This window comes from Chryseobacterium sp. CS3K3.1, assembly GCF_059515165.1.
The window spans coordinates 113,368-131,603 of sequence record NZ_JCAKRV010000010.1; the positions used below are offsets into that span (position 1 = coordinate 113,368).

Here is an 18,236-nt window from a genome sequence, read left to right on the forward strand (position 1 = left end):
TTTTTTGTGAAAATTTATTATTTTTTAATAAAAATTATGCTCTTAAATATCTTGAGTAAGCATATCCTTCCTGGCCGTCAGCATTTTTCACTTTCCACCAGTCATCAGAAGTCTGCTCAATAAGAGTTACGGAAGAACCTTTTGCAGCTTTACCTACAACGGCAGCCTCAGTAGAAGGCTCCTGTCTGATGTTAAGATTAGATTCTTCAGTAGCCACTGTTAATGAAGCCCCTGAAGCAAGACCTGCAACCTGTACATCAATATTGATATCTGAAGCAGAATAAGTAGAATCAATAGCTCCTAAAGCATTCCATACAGCATCTTTAGCCGCAGTATTGGAAGCATTTCCGGAAACATAAAGAATTCCGTCCTGCTCCTGAACCTGAAGATTGGAAATCCCTGCAGACTGTGCCGCTGAAACTACACTTGAATATTTATCTTGTAATTCGCTCATCTTTAATTATTTTACGATTAGGTTGTTGTTATACTTTCCGATTTTCAAAGCATCTACAGATTCTTTGATTTTTCTGGCCTGTAGAGCAGAAACATTTCCTGTAAGCGTAAGCTGTCCGTTTACAACTTCTACTTTTACAGAAGGGAAATCTTTTACCGCATCCTGAACTTTTTTCTGAACAGCAGGATCTACAGCAGATGCCGTTTCAACCGGTGCTGCAGGTGCAGGAGCTGCTACCGTAGACATATCCATTACGTCTTTTACTCCGCTGATGGCTTTTAATTTTGCAATCATTGCGTCTTTAGACTGTTGATCTGCGAAAGTACCGCTTAGGTGTGCCACACCATCTTTTACTTCAACAGAAGCATTGGGATTAGAAGTTACTATAGTTGTAGCCTGAGTCTGAAGATCGGCATCAGAAACTTTCTTTTTACAAGAAATAGCACCGAAAGATACAGCTACAGCTAATGCAGCCATTGCAATAGTTTTTTTCATATTGTATATTTATTAATGTTGTTATACACTCAAATGTAATAATAAAATTTGTACCAAAAGAATAAAAAGTCAATAAATGTTTCTTAATTTTTTTACAATATTTTCTAAACCAGGGTTTTAATTTTCAGGGATTAAAAACTGAATGCAAAATTCAACTCTATAGAAGAAAATCGTCTGCCAATTGAAAAACCATTATATTTGCGCAAATTGAACTATATATATGAAAGGACAGAATAAACTTTTTATAGCAATTATCATTGCCCTTCTTCTGGGAGTAGGAATCGGAGGTATTGTACACGTGAGCTATCCGGATAGTGCAGAACCCTTTTCTAAAAATATAAAACTGTTGGGAACGGTTTTTATCAGATTGGTACAGATGATTATTGCTCCATTGGTTTTTACAACATTAGTAGTGGGGATTGCCAAAATGAGTGATATCAAAATGATTGGCCGGGTAGGAACAAAAGCCATGCTTTGGTTTATTTCCGCTTCTCTCATTTCCCTTTTTATCGGGTTGATCCTTGTTAACTGGCTGGAGCCGGGACATGTTACAAAATTACCGATTCAGGATGTGGCTTCTGCTGATGAACTTCTTAAAAGCAGCAAAAGTTTTTCCATGGAAGACTTCGTAAAACACATGATTCCTAAAAGTTTATTTGAAGCCTTCGCTACCAACGAGGTATTGCAGATTGTTGTATTTGCGGTAATGTTTGGAGTTGCTTTGGCTAATCTTGGAGAAGAATACGCTAAGCCTGTTGTGAAACTATTTGATATTATTGCTCACGCCATTCTTAAAATGGTAGGGTATATCATGTGGTTTGCCCCGCTTGGAGTATTGGGAGCTATTGCAGCGGTAGTAGCCACCAATGGCTTTGAAATCTTTAAAGTATATGCTATTTATTTAAGAGACTTCTTCTTTGCTATAGGAGTTCTCTGGCTGGTTCTTTTACTGGTAGGATATTTCATCTTAGGAAACCGTCTTTTTGACCTTTTAAAAAGAATTAAAGAGCCTTTGCTAATTGCTTTCTCTACAACAAGTTCAGAAGCTGTATTCCCGAAATTGGTGGAAGAACTGGAGAAATTCGGGTGTAACAGCAGAGTAGTTTCTTTCATTTTACCTTTAGGATATTCATTCAACCTGGATGGAAGTATGATGTACATGACATTCGCTTCAATCTTTATTGCTCAGATCTACGGAATCGAAATGACCCTTGGACAGCAGATCACCATGCTTTTGGTACTAATGCTTACGTCAAAAGGGATTGCAGGAGTTCCAAGAGCTTCTCTGGTAATTATTGTGGCAACATGTTCAATGTTCGGTATCCCGCCAGAAGGTATTGCTTTGATTTTACCAATTGACCATTTCTGTGATATGGGTAGAAGTATGACCAACGTACTTGGAAATACGCTGGCAACCACAGCAGTTTCAAAATGGGAAGGGCAGTTAACTGAACCATTAGACAAAATTTAAATATCAATGAGTTTAAACAACTTAGAAAATCATAAAAGCCATATTGAAAAATATGGCTTTGCTGTTATCAATGATGTGTTTTCGCAGAAAGAACTTGAAGACATCAATGTTGTGCTGCAAAATATAGACACTTCAAAAGAAAATTTTAGAAAGTCTGAAGACCTTTTTGCCATCAGACAGTTTTTAAAGGAAGTTCCGGAAATCAAAAACCTGATTTTTAATGAAAATATCAGGAAAGTGGTTAAGGAAATTTTTGGAGAAAAATATTTTGTGGTCAAAAGTATCTATTTTGATAAACCTGAAACCTCCAACTGGTATGTGGCCTATCACCAGGATCTGACAATTTCTGTTGATAAAAAGCTGGAATTGGAAAATTTCGGACCATGGACCACCAAACAAAATCAGTTTGCAGTACAGCCTCCGCTCAACGTTTTGGAAAATATCTATACCATCAGAATCCATCTGGATGATACCGATGAAAATAACGGAGCTTTGAAAGTAGTTCCCAAATCTCATGCAAAAGGCATTTACAGACCGGAAACCATCGACTGGATTGTAGAAATCGAAGAAATCTGCAACGTTGAAAAAGGTGGAATTATGCTGATGAAACCTTTAACGCTCCACGGTTCTAACAGAACCACCAACGGAAAGAAAAGAAGAGTCATTCACATCGAATTTTCTGATATTGAACTTCCGGAAGTCCTGCAATGGTCGGAAAGAATGAATGGATAAAAAATACGCCCTTCGAATTTTCGAAGGGCGTATTTTTTATGGTTGGAAGCTGGATGCTGGAAGAAGGAAGTTTCTGAAAGCCTAAGTACTAAAATTAGTCTATTTATATTTTTGAAAATCAAATTCTCTAACAAACGACTTCAGGAAGTCATTAGTCAAATAGGAACTTCCATCTTCCTTCTCCCATCTTCCTTACTTTATACCAATCTCATCAATAAAGATATAAGCATCACCACCTGCTCCCTGATGCCATTCCGGAAGTTTTCCGAAGTAGTAGGCTTTTACTCTGATATAACGTGCTTCGGTAGGAAGAATTTCTGTAGAAAAATCTTTGATCTGTACTTTTTCATCTTTAGGATCAATAGTATTGTCAACGGTCTTCAGAAGGACAAAATCTTTTCCGTTAATGGAAGCATAATATTCTACTTTTTTAGGCATCAAAATCCATGCTTTGCTGTCCTGAAGGTAAGTGGAAGATAATGATTTTATGTTCTTAGGGGATTTAAAATCAATAATAGCTTCAAAATTTTGTCCTTGGTATCCGTGCCATTCCCCTTTTCTCCAGTTAACATCTCCTCTGATTCCATCAATAAGAGCCAGGCTTCCGGTAGCACTGTACTGTGGAGTCACTTTTGATAAAATATTAATATCCCAGTAATTAGGTCTTCTGTTGAAATGAGCTGTGGTTACAGAACTTTTTTCTCCGTTTCTTTCAGCATAAGCCATTACCTGAGTAGTTTTGGTGATGGAGAATGGTCCTTTATAAGTAGAGAACGTCTTTCTTTTATTGCTGTCGCTCTCATCCATTGTCATATAATATACTTTGTCGCCTGGGTTTAATGGAGTGATTTCAACTTTGGTAGAAAAGTCGAAGATTCTGTCGGCAGCAATTACCGGAGAGGCTGTCTGTTCAGGATATTTAAAATCTTTAGCAGGTTTTGCATTTTCGAAACCTAATTTTTTGAGTTCTGCTCTGCCGGTAGCTTTTGTAATTGTTCTTGTAGTGCCGTCTTCAAGGTGAATTTTAATTTCGTCAAAATAAGGAGTGGTGGTTTCCCATTCCGGTAATCCCGGGGTTACAGAATAAATTCCCATTGAGCTTAAAACATACCAGGCACTCATCTGGCCGCAGTCTTCATTTCCGATCAATCCGTCAGGAGTGTTTTTATAAAAATTATCAAGAATGTATTTGATCTTCGCATCTGTTTTTTCTGGCTTGTCGACGAAATTGTACAGATAAGCAATGTGGTGGCTTGGCTCATTTCCCTGGGCATATTGGCCCATCAATCCTGTGATGTCCACTTGTTCTCTTCCCGTAGTTTTATCAGGAGCAGTAAAGATAGCATCAATGAACTGTTCAAACTTTTCTTTCCCGCCATGAGCCGCAATAAGCCCCGGAATATCCTGCTGTACGGAATAAGAATAATGCCATGAGTTTCCTTCCGTATAATTGTTGTTGACTTCTCTCGGGTCAAAAGGTTCATACCAGTTTCCGTTTTTTCTCGGCTGCATAAAGCCTGTTTTTGGATTGTAAAGGTTTTTCCAGTTCTGAGAACGCTTCATGAACTCCTGATACTTTTCTTTTTTGCCTAAAATTTTGGCTATCTGAGCAATACACCAGTCATCATAGGCATATTCTACTGTTTTGGAAACACTTTCATGCTCGTCGTCTATGCTGATGTAATTATTCTTTTTATAAGCATTCAATCCAAAAATATCCTGCATGGCTGAACTTTTTGCTGCCTGAAATGCCTTCTCATAATCAAATCCCTGAATTCCTTTTGCCATTGCGTCTGCAATGACAGAAACGGAGTGGTAGCCAATCATGCATTCTGTTTCATTGGAAGCCAGTTCCCATACCGGAAGTTTTCCTCCCTGTTCATATTGTTTAATGAAAGTATTGATAAAATCAGCAGTTCTTTTTCTGTCGATTAAAGTCATCAGCGGATGAGCACCTCTGAAGGTATCCCAAAGTGAAAATACCGTATAATAATCAAAGCCATTGGCGGTATAAAGCTTATTATCTCTGCCTCTGTACCTTCCGTCTGCATCCATATTGATGTTGGGTTGTGTGAAAACGTGATAAAGAGCGGTGTAAAAAATGGCTAATTTGTTTTTATCATCAGATTTCACCTCAATTTTTGAAAGCTCTTTGTCCCAGTCAGATTGAGCCTGCTTTCTTACCACGTCGAAATCTTTCGATTGTCCTTCTGCCAGCATATTCTTTTCTGCTCCTTCGTAGCCTGTAGGAGAAACAGAGACTTTTATATCGATCTTTTCTCCTTTTTTAACGGTGGCTGAAAATGCCAGAGCAAGTCTTGTTCCGGTAAAAAGATTGTTTTCCTGCTTTCCGTTAACTTCTTCTTTTGAAATTTTCATGGGTTTTGAAAACTCAATTCTGGCGTAAATATACTGGTTGGTGGCCCATGCTTCACTTCTTCTGAAAACCTCAATGGTTTTATCATCAATAATCTTTACTTCCCCTTCCAGAAGTTTGTCTCTGTGATTGAGGTCTAAGATAATATTGGCATTGCCTGCGTTGTTGAACGTATATTCGTGATAGCCGACTCTTCTGGTAGTAGTAAGGCGGACATCAATATTATTCTTATCTAATTTGACAGCGTAGAATCCTGCTGCTGCTTTCTCATTTTTATGCGAAAACCTTGAAGAATAATCTCTGCTGTTCAGACTGGGATTTCCCATCGTAGGCATCAGCATGATATCTCCATAATCGGAAACTCCCGTTCCGTTCAGATGGGTATGAGAAAAACCATAGATCACAGAATCCGAATAATGATATCCGCTGCATCCGTCCCAGCTTCCATCAATTCTTGTATCGGGAGAAAGCTGTACCATCCCGAATGGAACGATTGCCCCGGGAAAAGTGTGACCATGTCCTCCGGTTCCTATAAACGGATTGACATATTGGGAATAGCTCTGTGCAGAAATGATCTGAGTAATAAATATAGAAAATGCAATAAGCCCTTTTTTCATGTTCTGATTTTATCAGACGAAGATATTGAAAAACAGTAAAAGTGATGCAATAAAAGATAATTACCGTTTGTCCTGTTAAAAACGATCTCATTCATAAGAAGACAGAGCTAATTAAAATTACACTTCTCCTTCAAAAAAATGATTGAGATAGGTCTCTTTATCCTTGTCTTCTCTTCCGGAGCCAAGATATTTTTTCCAGGACTGAGATTCATGATATACAATGCCCATTTCCCAGACACAATACGTCGGGAGGTGGGTTTTGTTCCTGTCCCATATTTCAAATTGTCCGGAACCATCATAATACACGCTTTCCCATAATTCGTTTTCATTTTGCCATGTACAGACCAGTAAAAGATAGTTTTCTCCGCAGCGGTGCATAATGACAAATCCAAGATCATCAATGTTTTTAAAGTTTTCTTCAGCACTTTCAATACACTTTTGAGCATTTTCAATGTCCTGTTGTAAAACTTCTGCAGGATCATTGGCCAGGTCATACCATTTGAATTTTGTTTTTCCAACGATAAAAATTCCTTTTGGCTGTGCATATTTGGAAGGATAGGAGGTCGTTTTCATATCAATTGCTTTCTGAGGTTGGGCGTGGTATCAGAATAAAAAAACAGAATAAGAAATTTTTAACGATCTGATTTATCACCTGATATTATAGATTTTATTGATTCTAAATTACCGAAAAAATGCGTAAATTTGTAAACAATTTATATTTATATGTTGACGAAAGAAAAGGTTCAGGATTTCCTTAAAGAAATAGAAGTAGACGATTTGGTGAATAATCTTCAGATTATGGGTAACGATGTTTATATTGATATGACTGCCCATTCGCCTGCAATGCACGAAAAGAAAAAACTGGAGGCTGCCATGAAACAGGCTTTTGCCAGTGAGTTTGGAGAAGACATTCATTTAAAACTTAAAATCGTTTCTCCGGAGCCTAGTGAAATTCAGCAAAGTCAGATCAAAGGAAAACAAATTCCGGGAATTCAAAATATTATCGCTATTGCTTCTGGTAAAGGAGGAGTAGGGAAGTCTACAGTTTCTGCAAATATGGCAGTAACGTTAGCTAAAATGGGCTTTAAAGTAGGATTACTGGATGCAGATATCTACGGTCCTTCAGTTCCTACCATGTTTGATACAGAGGGGCAAAAACCAATTTCTGTAGAAGTGAATGGTAAGAATCTGATGAAGCCTATCGAAAATTATGGAGTAAAAATGCTTTCAATAGGATACTTCTCAGGAGCCAATCAGGCTGTAGTATGGAGAGGTCCTATGGCTTCAAAAGCTTTGAACCAGATGATCAGAGATGCTGCATGGGGAGAGCTGGATTTCCTGCTAATTGACCTTCCTCCGGGAACAGGTGATATTCACTTGTCAATTATCCAGGAAGTACCGGTAACAGGAGCGGTAATTGTAAGTACACCTCAGCATGTTGCATTGGCAGACGTAAGAAAAGGAATTGCCATGTTCCAGATGGAAAGTATTAACATTCCTGTGCTTGGTTTGATCGAAAATATGGCGTATTTTACACCGGAAGAACTTCCTGACAATAAATATTATATCTTTGGAAACCAGGGAGCACAATATTTAGCGGAAGATCTTGGAATTCCGGTATTGGGTGAAATTCCTTTGATCCAAAGCATCAGAGAAGCAGGGGACGTTGGAAGACCGGCTGCACTTCAGGAAGGATCTAAAATTGCAGATATCTACACCGAAACTGCCAGAAAAATGGTAGAAAGTTTAGTGGAAAGAAATAAAAATCTTCCTCCTACTGAAGCAGTGAAGATTTCCACAATGGCAGGATGCTCGCCAAAAGCAAAATAATAATAATTTCAATAAAATTTGAAGAAACCGAATTGAACTGAAAAAATATGGAAACAAACATAACGCACGAAGATACAGTAACAAGAGTAATGGAAGCTCTGGAAAGCATCAGACCGTTTTTGAATAAAGACGGAGGTGATATTGAGCTTATTGATGTGAAAGATAATCAGGTGTTTGTAAAACTTTTAGGTAACTGTTCCGGGTGTTCATTGAATTTTTCAACCTTAAAACTGGGTGTTGAAAATACAATCAAACAACATGCTCCGGAAATCGAAAAGGTAATCAACGTAGAGTAAATTATATCTGAGATATTTTTAAAAAGACAGGCTTTTTTTAAGGCCTGTCTTTTTATTTGTATTAATAACAATAAGTTTAGTCTACTGAGTTAACCCAACCTGACGGGTTTTTAAAACCCGTCAGGTTCCGATGAGATGTTTCAGATTCCGAAAAATATTTTTTATTGTTTTACAACCTTATTTCCCACTCCTGTAATAGAAACATCCGGTTTCCCTGATTTTGTTCCTGAAGTTCTGTAGTAAACGGTGTTATCACCACCTTCCATAGATATTTTATCTACTTTATCAATGTATACTTTGTTACCTGTTCCTGAGATTGTAACTTTTTTTGCACTCCCTTTTACCGTAAGCTTGTTATCACCACCTTCTACCTCAACAACACCTCCGCTGAGTGTATAAGTGAGTGTATGTCCTACACCTTCTACATGTACCACTTTATTACCTTCTGTTTTTTCTACACCTTTTGTAGATTCTGTTTTTCTGGATTGTGAGAAAGCAGTAGCTGTTCCCAGCAACAGGAAAGTAAGAATTCCTGCGATTTTAATATTCTTCATGTGAATTGGCTTTTTATTCGTGATAAATATAGATATAAAATGCTTTCTTCCAAGTACTTCAAAAGTTAAATCATCTTAAATAAGATTTAGGATTTTGTTTTTTTATAATTTCATTAATAGTCTTTAGAACTTCGGTTGATTTTTCCCGGATGATTAATGTATTCTTTTTATTTTTGATCAGGTCTGTGAAGTTATTGTCTTCCGTATTAATATCTACGATAAAAGCTCCATATTTAAGAGCTGTTTCGGCAATGGCAATAGGAAGGCTCGTTGCTCCGGAAGTCCCGATAATAAAAAGAACACCGCTGTTTTTGGCAATTTTAAGTGCACTGAATTTTTTATTCGTTTTTTCGTCGTAATATTCATCAAACCACAAAATATTCGGACGCATCCAATGCCCGCAATGTCCACAGGTTAAAAGTTCCTTGTCTTTAGCGGTAAGATCTTCATCCAGGTCTTTTCCATTTATTTCAACAGGTAAATTCAGGATCTCTTTACATCCGTTGGAACATTTAATTTCTCGGTTGTTTCCGTGAATTTCATAGATTCTTTTGCTTCCGGAACGGCGGTGAAGATTGTCAATATTCTGGGTAATGAGGTGAAACCTATCCTGGAGTTGATTCTCAATGTCTGCAAGTTCAAAATGACTTTGGTTGGGAGAAGCATTTTCAAACATTTTCTTTCTGAAAAGAGAATATTGCAAAACTTCTTCCGGATGCTGTCTGAAATAACGTAAAGTCCCGAATTCTTCAGGTTTGTGAAATTGGGTTCCTTTCACCCAGATCCCATCTATGCCTCGATAGGTAGGAATTCCACTGTCAGATGAGATGCCTGCACCGGTAAGGAAAGTAAAAAGATTTCTTTTTTCTTTTTGCCAGACTTGTTGAATAATATTTTCTAATTGTGTTTTCATTGAGGTTATAAAAGTTTAAAATTAATCATTTTTATCATAAATCAAAAAAGCCCCGGAAAATCCGAAGCTTTACAATGGAATGGTATGCTGTAATATATATTTATTTTACAATAACTCTCTTGATCTGTCCTTCTGACGTTTTTACCAGATAAACACCTGCAGAAAGTGTAGAAGTATTGATTGTTAAAGCACTCTTTTCTTTTCCGATCAATTTTCCTGACATATCGTACAATTCATAATCCTGTTTTCTGTTGAAATAAAGTGTATTTCCTTTGTTGACAGGGTTTGGAAATACATTGAAGGTTGCCTGTTCAGATTTTATCTCACCTGTTCCAAGCGTAGCAGGCGTGGCTACTTCATACATGGATAAAGTTCCGCTGATTTCATTGGCGATAATCACGTAGCCTTTATTGGTTGTAGTATTTTCAGGAGCAATGTAAATAATTCCTTCCGGACCATTATCACCTCCGTATGCTGAGGTAGAGCGCGAATGTTTATAATCTGTGAAAGTAGGATTGCCAGGATCTGTAATATTATACACCATAACACCGCCTGTTCTTTCCAATGTAATGAAAGCATAGGTTTGTCCGTTGATATTTCCTAAAGCAACTCCTTCCGGTTCCGGTCCTTTGGCGCGGCTTCTGTTTTTAATACCGTTGGACTCGTTATCTGCATTGAAAATCAAAGGATGATAAGCTGAAATATATCGTTCAAACTGATCTCCGCTGTCGTAGACAATCTGTTTAGTATCAGCATTGAAAATAGAGAAAGAACGCGCTCCTAAAGCCGCCATTTCTTCAAACTCCGAATCTCCATCCGTATTTCCTGTAGCAGATGAAACCCTGAATCTGCCAAGGTTATAAGCCGCTTTTAAAATACCTGCATTCGGAAACAATACAGGATCTAAAGTATAACTGTTAGCACCTACTGTAGTTCTTTCGCTGAATCCTGAAAGATCTTTTTCATCACCTTCATTAGCGGTTATAATATAATTGGTGTTTCCTATTTTATAATTCTGTACAGCGTCCGGAACATAGTAAGCTTTTACCGGCCAGTTGGCAATTAAAATCTCTCCATTACTATCTGAGGCATCAAAACCGTTACCCGGAATACTCATATCTTTTTTTCCCAATCCCCAGATTCCTGTGATGGTTTTTGTAACCAGATTAATCTCAGCGATGGCATTGTTTTCCTGAAGGGTGACCCATGCTTTCTGACTGTCGGCACTGATGGTTACATACTCCGGTTCCAGATCCTGAGAAAGTGTATTATTCGTTCTTACTTTTCTTAAACCGGTAGCGGTTAATGCTGCTACCTGATTATCAAAACTATTAAAATTAAGTGTCGTTACATTACTTTGGGTAAGATTTCCGATACCTCCGGAAATATCAATGATGCTGATGGTCCCTTCAGGGTCAATAGTGTAAGCATCATTAGGCTCTCCTTCATTGGCAGTAATTACTTTTGTTCCGTCAGGGGAGAATGTCACCATATCCGGTAAAGCTCCTACAGTTACCTGCTTCAGGAAATTTCCGTTGATGTCAAAAAATACTACAGATCCATTTTGCTGAGGATCAGTATTGGGAGAGGCGGCTGCAATGATTCCGTTTTTCACAGCGATACTTGTAATACCACCATAAGGAGCCATATTCACTGTTTTTATGACTGAAGGTATTGAAGGATTACTGAAATCAATAATATCAAATACATCAGTAATCGAACTGATTGTGAATAAACGTTGTGTTGACGGATCATGAACCACAATTTCTGTAGAACTGTTATTATTTCCTGAAGGATCAAAACTTAGAAGATAATTCAGCTGAATCTGATGGGAAGGAACCGGAGCCGGTTTATCATTGTCTACGATATAAACCGTTGCAGAATTGTCTCCTGAAATAGTAGCTCCAACAGGATTTTCAAGACTTACCACAAAATATTCAGCCTGCTGTTCTGCCACTGTGTCATCAATAATCGGAATATTGACGGTGTAACTCGTTGTAGATGGACTAATGTTAATAGTCTGGTTGGCTAAAGTAAAATCATTGGAATCGGCTGTACTGAAAGGTGCGGGTTTTACAACAAGGTTTACCGTAGAAGCCGAGGGATTGGTAATATTGATTTTAAATGCAAGATTTCCCGCATTTTCATTAACCTTAATAAAATTCTTTTCTAAAGCAACTGTTGTTCCGGCAGTAGTAAAAGTACTCGAAGTAACCGTGGTAATTCCATTATCACTAAAATCTTCCACCATATTGGGCTTAAGCGCTAAATAATAGGCTTGCCCCGGCACAAGTCCGGAAGAAGGAATTACAGTGATGGTATTGTTAGTGAATGTTGTAGTGAAAGGAATTGGGGTACCTGAAGAATTTCCCAGACGGAAATCAATAAGATTCTGCGCATTGGAATCGTTGATCGCAGAATTATCTGTTAGCCTTATATTTTCGTTAAAAGATAAGGTCGGATTTAAAGCAGTCGAAGCATTATTGGTATTGTTAGCAGGTAAATAAGTAACCGTTGGTGGAGTAGTATCAGGGCCTCCCGTAGGAACGGCATCTACTGTAAAGTTATCAAAACGGTTGTTCCCGCCAGTTCCACCTCCCGTTGCGGAAAATTCTACCTTTAATTTAAAGTTAGGGTTGTTATTAGCACCCGGTACAGCAGAAAAATCGAGTGTTATCAGCTGGGGATCCGCATCCTGAGGATTCACGGTCTGAAACTGTACAAAAGTAATTCCGTCTGTGGAATAAGACCAGGTTTGTGTTCCTGCTCCCTGACCGGATCTTCTGGTGGTGAACTTAACAATAATGTTATTATAGCCCGTTGTAGGAAGGTTAAACTGTAAAGCCCCTCCAATCGGATTGTTGAATCTTAAATGGGTTCCGGATCCATCACCGTTTCTGGCATTTAAATTTTGCAGACTAAAATTCTGACCGGTACCTCCGGCAAAATCAATAACACTCGTTCCTCCTGCTATTGGTGCAAGAGAACCATTTACCATCGTAGAAGTAGGGGTCGTAATTGTGGCTGCAGAAGTATTATCGTTAAAATTCCAGTAATGAATCAGTGTCTGCCCGAAAAGACCGCTCTGAAAGAAGAATGCGGCAATCACAGACCCTTTTAATAGGTAGTTGTTGATCATTTTTTATTTCAATTAGATAAATACAAAAATGAACTTTATACCTTGCAATTATTTTAATGGAACTTTAAGAAATGTTTAAAAAATAGGTTTATTTCCAATAAAAGATAAAAATTATGTGAATAAGAAACTTTATAGTGAAATTATTTTCCTGATTTTCCCGAAAAGTTTAAAATTGTTCCTGATTTATTTCCTTCCAAAGGATGTTTCTGCATATAAAAATATCCTGAAACAGCAGTCACAAGCAAGAGTACAAAAATAACCAGAACAATTCTTTTTAACATGTCTCTCATAGCGCTAAATTTTTAATATCTCTAATTTCTAAAGTAGATGTAGGGTATCCTTTTTGTGTCACATTGATCATTGCTCTACCCACTTCGTGTAAAGTTAATGATTTTGACTGAAAAAATACAGGAAAAATCCAAATAAAAGGTTTAAAAAACCATTTTACATTGATTTGACCCTCAACAGGTTTCATAAATCCCGGACGGAAATTATAAGCACCTCTGAAATTCATTCTTTTCAGATCATTTTCTGTTCTCCCTTTTACACGGGCCCACATCATTTTTCCACTCTCTGTGCTGTCTGTACCTGCCCCGGAAACATAGTTAAAGACCATTTCAGGGTTTTGATTCAAAACGGCTTTTGCAAAATGAAGGGTTGTATCATAAGTGATTTGGGTGTATTCTTCTTCATTCATGCCAATACTGCTGATTCCTGCACAGAAAAAGCAGGCATCATATCCTATTAGTTTTTCATCATTCAGATCGAGCGAAAGAAAGTCAGAGACGAGATATTCTTTCAGCTTAGGATGCGTTTTCCCGGAGGGTTTTCTGCTTATGCTCAGGATTTCGGAAACATCCGGGTTTTCAAGACATTCCATTAAAACACCTTCGCCTACCATTCCCGTAGCTCCTGTAAGAATTATTTTGATTGGGTTCATTGCTTTGCTATTGATATAGGTATGACGGATAGGGATAGGGTTTTACTTTAAAATTTTTAGATAAAAGATAAAAGATAAAAGATAAAAGATATTGTCTTAAATATCCGGATTCAATAATTCAATAGGGGGGCTATGATTCTGAGCGGAGACGAAGAAAGCCCGCCTTAAAAAATGAGCCACCTTCTATTGGCTTTAGCCAAAACTTAATAATAGAGATTGCTTCGTCACGTATGAACCATGTTCGCAGGCCTTCAGCCTGTTCGCAATGACATGGAAATGTTTTTAAAATAAAAAGCCAGCGCAAAAATGCGCTGGCCTTCAATATCTTTATAAGCTTTACTTTTTATGTTGCAGCTGACTGTAAATATTATGGATCAATCCATCTGCCACGGAAATTTTAGGAACAAAGATTTTATTGATATCAGACCACGACATCACATTGTTGAAGATGCCCAGGGCATGCACCAGTACGTCAGCACGGTCTTCTCTAAGGTTGTAGTTGGTCATTCTTTCTTCCACAGAAAGTTCATTGAATTCTTTGTAAACCTTTTTCAGATGAGACAGAGACATTGGTTTTCCATCTTTGGTCTTGCTCATAGAGAATACTTTGTTGATGTTTCCTCCCGAACCGATGGCAACAATCGGCTTTTTGCTGACAATATTTTTCTTGATTTCCTCTTTCATTTCTTTCCAGTTATCCATCGTAACAAGATTGTTGAGAAGACGGATCGTTCCGATGTTGAAAGATTTTTCGTAAACCATCTTACCATTTTCGTAGAAGGTAAGCTCTGTAGAACCTCCGCCCACGTCAATATATAGATAGGCAAATTCTTTGTCAAGACCTTCTGCAACATGATTTTCGTAGATCAGCGTTGCTTCTTCATCACCGGAAATGATTTCAATATCAATTCCGGAGGTATTTTTTACCAGATCGATAATTTCATTACCGTTGGCAGCATCACGCATAGCACTGGTAGCACAGGCTCTGTAGTGGTCTACTTTGTATATTTTCATCAGATCACTGAAGATTTTCATAGAATCAATGACCATTTTTTCTCTTTCCGGACCTATCTTTCCGATGGTAAAAACATCCATTCCCAGTCTCAGAGGAATTCTGAGAAGGTTCAGCTTAATAAATTCAGGCTTTCTGTTATTGATCTTTACCTCATTGATAAGAAGGCGGGCTGCATTACTCCCTATGTCTATCGCTGCTATCTTCATTTCTTGCTTGTTTTAGCTTTTAAATATTTATAGGTTTCTATTTGTGATCGGCATTCTTTTTTATCATTTCTTACGTATTCATTGCTCAGTTTTTTATCTAAAATCCTTGCTTTTACGTTATCTCTAAGCTGGATATCAAGAATATCTTTTAATTCCTTCTTAAGGTTCTTATCAGTGATTTTAGCGGCTGCTTCAATCCTGTAGTCAAGGTTTCTTGTCATCCAGTCTGCGGAAGAAATGTACATGTCTTCAGCCCCTTTATTGTAAAAATACATAACTCTGGCGTGTTCCAGGTATTCATCTACAATACTGATGGCTTTTATTTTTTCTTTGAATTCCTTTTGATTTACGGCACAATAGATACCTCTTACAATCATTCTGGTTATCACTCCGGCTTTAGCAGCTTCATATATTTTTTCAATCAGTGCGCGGTCACTCATTGAGTTTACTTTGACAATGATTTCTGCTCTTCGTCCTGCCTTAGCTTCTTCGATTTCCTTATCGATATGGTGAACAATCTTTTCACGCATAAACTGAGGGCAAACTAATAAATTTTTACAAGTTTTCAAAATGGAAATAAAGTCATCTTTCGGTTTTTTCAACACATTGAAGACTTTATTGATATCTGCCATGATGCCTCGGTCTGCAGTCAGCAACAGATGATCACCATATATTCTGGCTGTTTTTTCGTTGAAATTTCCGGTACTTACGAAGCCATATTGTATGGTTTTATTGTGGGCCCTCTTCTTGATGACACAAAGTTTGGCATGTACTTTTTTGTTAGGAATGCCAACAAGTACGGTAATCCCCTCCGGTTCCAGCATATCTTTCCATTCCAGATTGGATTCTTCATCAAATCTTGCCTGAAGTTCAAGCATTACGGTTACTTCCTTACCATTTCGGGCTGCGTAGATAAGGGCATTGATGATTTTTGAGCTGCTGGCAAGACGGTAAGCGGTAATCTGTATTGATTTTACATCCGGATCCATCGCAGCCTCGCGAAGAAGATCAATCACCGGATTATATTTATGATAAGGGAAAGTAAGGAGAACGTCTTCTTTTAAAATAACATCTGTTACTCTCTCCCCATGCTCAAACGCCTGATGCGTAAAAGAGGTTCTTTCCACAGGTCTTTCATACTTTTCAAAAACATCGGGAAAATCCATGAAATGCTTGAAATTATGAATTTTTCCACCGGGAATGATGCTGTCTTTCTTGGTTAAGTTCAGCTTTCTGATAAGGAGTTCCAGCAGAGCTTTATCCATATCTTTATCAAAAACAAAACGGGTAGGCTTTCCTTTTCTTCTGTTTTTAAGACCTTTTTCTATTTTTTCTGCAAAATTGGTTCTGATATCATTATCCAGATCCAGTTCGGCATCTTTTGTTACTTTAAATGCATTGGCTGCAAATTCATCATATCCGAAATAAGAGAAAATGTGCGGAAGGTTAAAGGTAATCACATCTTCCAGTAACATGACATTTTTTTCTTCCGGATCTTCCGTTGGCAGCAATACGAATCTTCCTACAAAACGGGACGGAATTTCAATAATGGCATAATTGCTGGAATACTGCCAGTCTTTTTTCCTCATGGCTACTCCCAGATAAAGACTTTTGTCACGCAAATAAGGCATAGGAGTATTTTCGTGAAGGAGAATCGGGATCACATTGGATTCTACCACTTCATCGAAATATTGTCTGACAAATTCTTTTTGGTTGGCTGTCAGGTTTTTGGCATTTTTAATAAAAACTTTATGGTCAGCCATTTCGGTCTGGATTTTTTTCCAGGTTTTATCGAAATTCAGCTGTTGTCTCATCACAACTTCATTGATTCTCTGAAGGATCTTGGATGGCGGCTGATAAAAAGATTCGGCAATCACTTTTTCCTTAAAATCCATGGCGCGCTTTAATCCGGCAACACGCACTCTGAAAAATTCATCTAAATTGTTAGAGAAAATTCCGAGGAAACGTATTCTTAAATGTAAGGGAACTTTTTCATCCATGGCTTCCTGCAAAACTCTTTCATTAAAGGCAAGCCATGTAATATCTCGGGGATTAAAGTGTATTGACATTCTAAATGTGTATATTTTATCAAAAATAATAATTCACAAAGATTCTGCCTCTATTTCTTAGGTTAAACTTTGATTAATTTTTGAAGATTGAATGTAGAATTCCTTCTATTTATTGGGCCTTCTTGTAAAAGATCTGGTTATCAGTTGTTTTTGCTATATTTATATCAGGATATTATCAAAAATTTATTCATTATTTGAAAATATTTCCCGGAATTATAAAAACTTTTAGTCATGAAAAAATTGATAATCATACTTCTGCTGCAGTTATTTGGTTGGGGGCGCAGTCAATATGTAGAGGTTTTGGAAAAAGGAAATCTGGACAACCTGTCTCCCCGGAAATTTATGAATCCTTTACAGCAGCAGGAAAACTATAAATCTGCATTTGTAGGAAGGTACAAAGCGCATTATCCCAATACTTATCTCGGACATTTATTTACAGCTATTGCTGATGAAGCAAAGAATACAGGGGCTAATGCTTATCACATTGTGAGTTTTAAAGAAGGAGATCATCAAAATGAATCCGAATTGATAATAGATACTTACTATATACAGGATTCCGACATCAAACAACAAAGTACGCTTATTGAAAAAAATAGAATTTATATCATCGGTGAGCCCGTTATAAACAGCGAAAAGACTTCAAAGTTTAAAGTAAACGGAGATAAAAAAGAAGTAAGAGACAATACATTCTTAACGATTATTTTAAAGGAAAATGAAGAAGTGAAAATAGTGAAAGGAGGAATTACAGGAATGGCAGTATGGGCAAAATGGAAACCGGAGCAGTTTAATAAATTCTACAGCTTCTCAGGTATCGGAATAGATGGCGTAGGTTTTGGAACAAATGGAGTGGGAGTTGGCATTAATACCGGAAGAATATATCCTGTGGATCCGGATCTTGGCTATTTTTTAATTCAGGTTTTAAAAGAAAGTAAATAAAACCTCACGACAAACTGATGAAAGTTGACACATCTCCATTCAAAAAAATGATTTTTTTTCCTGAATATAATTTCAAAACCCCGGCTTTATCGGGGTTTTTATTTTTATTGTGTCATTTTGTCATAATTTTTTGAATGGTACAGATATTGAGAAATTGAGAGTGTAAATTAAAATTAAAAATAGAAAAAATAT

Annotated in this window: 16 protein-coding genes; 5 read left to right on the forward strand and 11 right to left on the reverse strand. The window is 37.4% G+C overall.

What is annotated here, in order from left to right; genetic code table 11:
* Positions 1-34 precede the first annotated feature (34 nt).
* Complete coding sequence (locus AC5YGI_RS11520; RefSeq protein ID WP_076596553.1) at positions 35-454, reverse strand: SH3 domain-containing protein; 420 nt, start codon at positions 452-454, stop codon at positions 35-37.
* A gap of 6 nt (positions 455-460) precedes the next feature.
* Positions 461-949 carry a BON domain-containing protein gene (locus AC5YGI_RS11525; RefSeq protein WP_330747411.1) on the reverse strand — a complete coding sequence of 163 codons (489 nt, stop codon included), beginning with the start codon at positions 947-949 and terminating at the stop codon, positions 461-463.
* A 220-nt stretch (positions 950-1,169) separates the two neighbouring features.
* Between AC5YGI_RS11525 and AC5YGI_RS11530 the strand changes: the two genes are divergently transcribed.
* Positions 1,170-2,420 carry a dicarboxylate/amino acid:cation symporter gene (locus tag AC5YGI_RS11530; protein ID WP_047434424.1) on the forward strand — a complete coding sequence of 417 codons (1,251 nt, stop codon included), beginning with the start codon at positions 1,170-1,172 and terminating at the stop codon, positions 2,418-2,420.
* A 6-nt stretch (positions 2,421-2,426) separates the two neighbouring features.
* A complete protein-coding gene (locus AC5YGI_RS11535; RefSeq protein ID WP_496168382.1) occupies positions 2,427-3,152 on the forward strand; it encodes a phytanoyl-CoA dioxygenase family protein in 726 nt (241 codons plus the stop codon).
* A 192-nt stretch (positions 3,153-3,344) separates the two neighbouring features.
* Here the strand turns inward: AC5YGI_RS11535 and AC5YGI_RS11540 are convergent, their stop codons facing one another.
* Together AC5YGI_RS11540 and AC5YGI_RS11545 are read right to left on the reverse strand one after the other, a co-directional pair.
* Complete coding sequence (locus tag AC5YGI_RS11540; protein ID WP_496168384.1) at positions 3,345-6,146, reverse strand: GH92 family glycosyl hydrolase; 2,802 nt, start codon at positions 6,144-6,146, stop codon at positions 3,345-3,347.
* Positions 6,147-6,263: 117 nt separating this feature from the next.
* The gene (locus AC5YGI_RS11545; RefSeq protein ID WP_330747408.1) at positions 6,264-6,719 is read right to left on the reverse strand and encodes a hypothetical protein; all 456 of its coding nucleotides are present in this window, start codon (positions 6,717-6,719) and stop codon (positions 6,264-6,266) included.
* Between the two features lie 150 nt (positions 6,720-6,869).
* On the opposite strand from AC5YGI_RS11545, the gene AC5YGI_RS11550 reads away from it, so the two are divergent.
* Entirely contained in the window at positions 6,870-7,976 is a 1,107-nt protein-coding gene (locus tag AC5YGI_RS11550) for an Mrp/NBP35 family ATP-binding protein (RefSeq protein ID WP_227943031.1), read from the forward strand.
* Positions 7,977-8,023: 47 nt separating this feature from the next.
* A complete protein-coding gene (locus tag AC5YGI_RS11555) occupies positions 8,024-8,272 on the forward strand; it encodes a NifU family protein (protein ID WP_002977212.1) in 249 nt (82 codons plus the stop codon).
* Positions 8,273-8,433: 161 nt separating this feature from the next.
* On the opposite strand, the gene AC5YGI_RS11560 is transcribed toward AC5YGI_RS11555, so the two are convergent.
* The 7 genes from AC5YGI_RS11560 to ppk1 form a co-directional block, all read right to left on the reverse strand.
* Entirely contained in the window at positions 8,434-8,826 is a 393-nt protein-coding gene (locus AC5YGI_RS11560; RefSeq protein ID WP_454510282.1) for a DUF3060 domain-containing protein, read from the reverse strand.
* A 70-nt stretch (positions 8,827-8,896) separates the two neighbouring features.
* Positions 8,897-9,739 (reverse strand): SIR2 family NAD-dependent protein deacylase, encoded by an 843-nt coding sequence (locus AC5YGI_RS11565; RefSeq protein ID WP_496168385.1) that lies wholly within the window; start codon positions 9,737-9,739, stop codon positions 8,897-8,899.
* 100 nt (positions 9,740-9,839) lie between these two features.
* Positions 9,840-12,878 carry a choice-of-anchor I family protein gene (locus AC5YGI_RS11570; RefSeq protein ID WP_496168386.1) on the reverse strand — a complete coding sequence of 1,013 codons (3,039 nt, stop codon included), beginning with the start codon at positions 12,876-12,878 and terminating at the stop codon, positions 9,840-9,842.
* A gap of 140 nt (positions 12,879-13,018) precedes the next feature.
* Positions 13,019-13,168: a hypothetical protein gene (locus tag AC5YGI_RS11575; RefSeq protein ID WP_156106575.1), complete on the reverse strand. Its 150-nt coding sequence runs from the start codon at positions 13,166-13,168 to the stop codon at positions 13,019-13,021.
* Positions 13,165-13,818 (reverse strand): NAD-dependent epimerase/dehydratase family protein, encoded by a 654-nt coding sequence (locus AC5YGI_RS11580; protein ID WP_496168387.1) that lies wholly within the window; start codon positions 13,816-13,818, stop codon positions 13,165-13,167. Before AC5YGI_RS11580 ends, AC5YGI_RS11575 begins: the two co-directional genes overlap by 4 nt.
* 336 nt (positions 13,819-14,154) lie before the next feature.
* Positions 14,155-15,039, reverse strand: a complete 885-nt coding sequence (locus tag AC5YGI_RS11585; protein ID WP_110009974.1) for a Ppx/GppA phosphatase family protein — start codon at positions 15,037-15,039, stop codon at positions 14,155-14,157.
* Positions 15,036-17,108 carry a polyphosphate kinase 1 gene (ppk1, locus tag AC5YGI_RS11590; protein WP_496168389.1) on the reverse strand — a complete coding sequence of 691 codons (2,073 nt, stop codon included), beginning with the start codon at positions 17,106-17,108 and terminating at the stop codon, positions 15,036-15,038. Before ppk1 ends, AC5YGI_RS11585 begins: the two co-directional genes overlap by 4 nt.
* Before the next feature lie 231 nt (positions 17,109-17,339).
* Here ppk1 and AC5YGI_RS11595 point away from each other — a divergent pair, with 231 nt between their 5' ends.
* The gene (locus AC5YGI_RS11595; RefSeq protein WP_496168390.1) at positions 17,340-18,044 is read left to right on the forward strand and encodes a hypothetical protein; all 705 of its coding nucleotides are present in this window, start codon (positions 17,340-17,342) and stop codon (positions 18,042-18,044) included.
* The last annotated feature ends 192 nt before the right edge of the window (positions 18,045-18,236 follow it).

Bases quoted from the DNA above. Each gene is read 5' to 3' on its own strand.
- AC5YGI_RS11520 (WP_076596553.1), bottom strand. From the start codon at position 454: ATGAGCGAATTACAAGATAAATATTCAAGTGTAGTTTCAGCGGCACAG.
- AC5YGI_RS11525 (WP_330747411.1), bottom strand. From the start codon at position 949: ATGAAAAAAACTATTGCAATGGCTGCATTAGCTGTAGCTGTATCTTTC.
- AC5YGI_RS11530 (WP_047434424.1), top strand. From the start codon at position 1,170: ATGAAAGGACAGAATAAACTTTTTATAGCAATTATCATTGCCCTTCTT.
- AC5YGI_RS11535 (WP_496168382.1), top strand. From the start codon at position 2,427: ATGAGTTTAAACAACTTAGAAAATCATAAAAGCCATATTGAAAAATAT.
- AC5YGI_RS11540 (WP_496168384.1), bottom strand. From the start codon at position 6,146: ATGAAAAAAGGGCTTATTGCATTTTCTATATTTATTACTCAGATCATT.
- AC5YGI_RS11545 (WP_330747408.1), bottom strand. From the start codon at position 6,719: ATGAAAACGACCTCCTATCCTTCCAAATATGCACAGCCAAAAGGAATT.
- AC5YGI_RS11550 (WP_227943031.1), top strand. From the start codon at position 6,870: ATGTTGACGAAAGAAAAGGTTCAGGATTTCCTTAAAGAAATAGAAGTA.
- AC5YGI_RS11555 (WP_002977212.1), top strand. From the start codon at position 8,024: ATGGAAACAAACATAACGCACGAAGATACAGTAACAAGAGTAATGGAA.
- AC5YGI_RS11560 (WP_454510282.1), bottom strand. From the start codon at position 8,826: ATGAAGAATATTAAAATCGCAGGAATTCTTACTTTCCTGTTGCTGGGA.
- AC5YGI_RS11565 (WP_496168385.1), bottom strand. From the start codon at position 9,739: ATGAAAACACAATTAGAAAATATTATTCAACAAGTCTGGCAAAAAGAA.
- AC5YGI_RS11570 (WP_496168386.1), bottom strand. From the start codon at position 12,878: ATGATCAACAACTACCTATTAAAAGGGTCTGTGATTGCCGCATTCTTC.
- AC5YGI_RS11575 (WP_156106575.1), bottom strand. From the start codon at position 13,168: ATGAGAGACATGTTAAAAAGAATTGTTCTGGTTATTTTTGTACTCTTG.
- AC5YGI_RS11580 (WP_496168387.1), bottom strand. From the start codon at position 13,818: ATGAACCCAATCAAAATAATTCTTACAGGAGCTACGGGAATGGTAGGC.
- AC5YGI_RS11585 (WP_110009974.1), bottom strand. From the start codon at position 15,039: ATGAAGATAGCAGCGATAGACATAGGGAGTAATGCAGCCCGCCTTCTT.
- ppk1 (WP_496168389.1), bottom strand. From the start codon at position 17,108: ATGTCAATACACTTTAATCCCCGAGATATTACATGGCTTGCCTTTAAT.
- AC5YGI_RS11595 (WP_496168390.1), top strand. From the start codon at position 17,340: ATGAAAAAATTGATAATCATACTTCTGCTGCAGTTATTTGGTTGGGGG.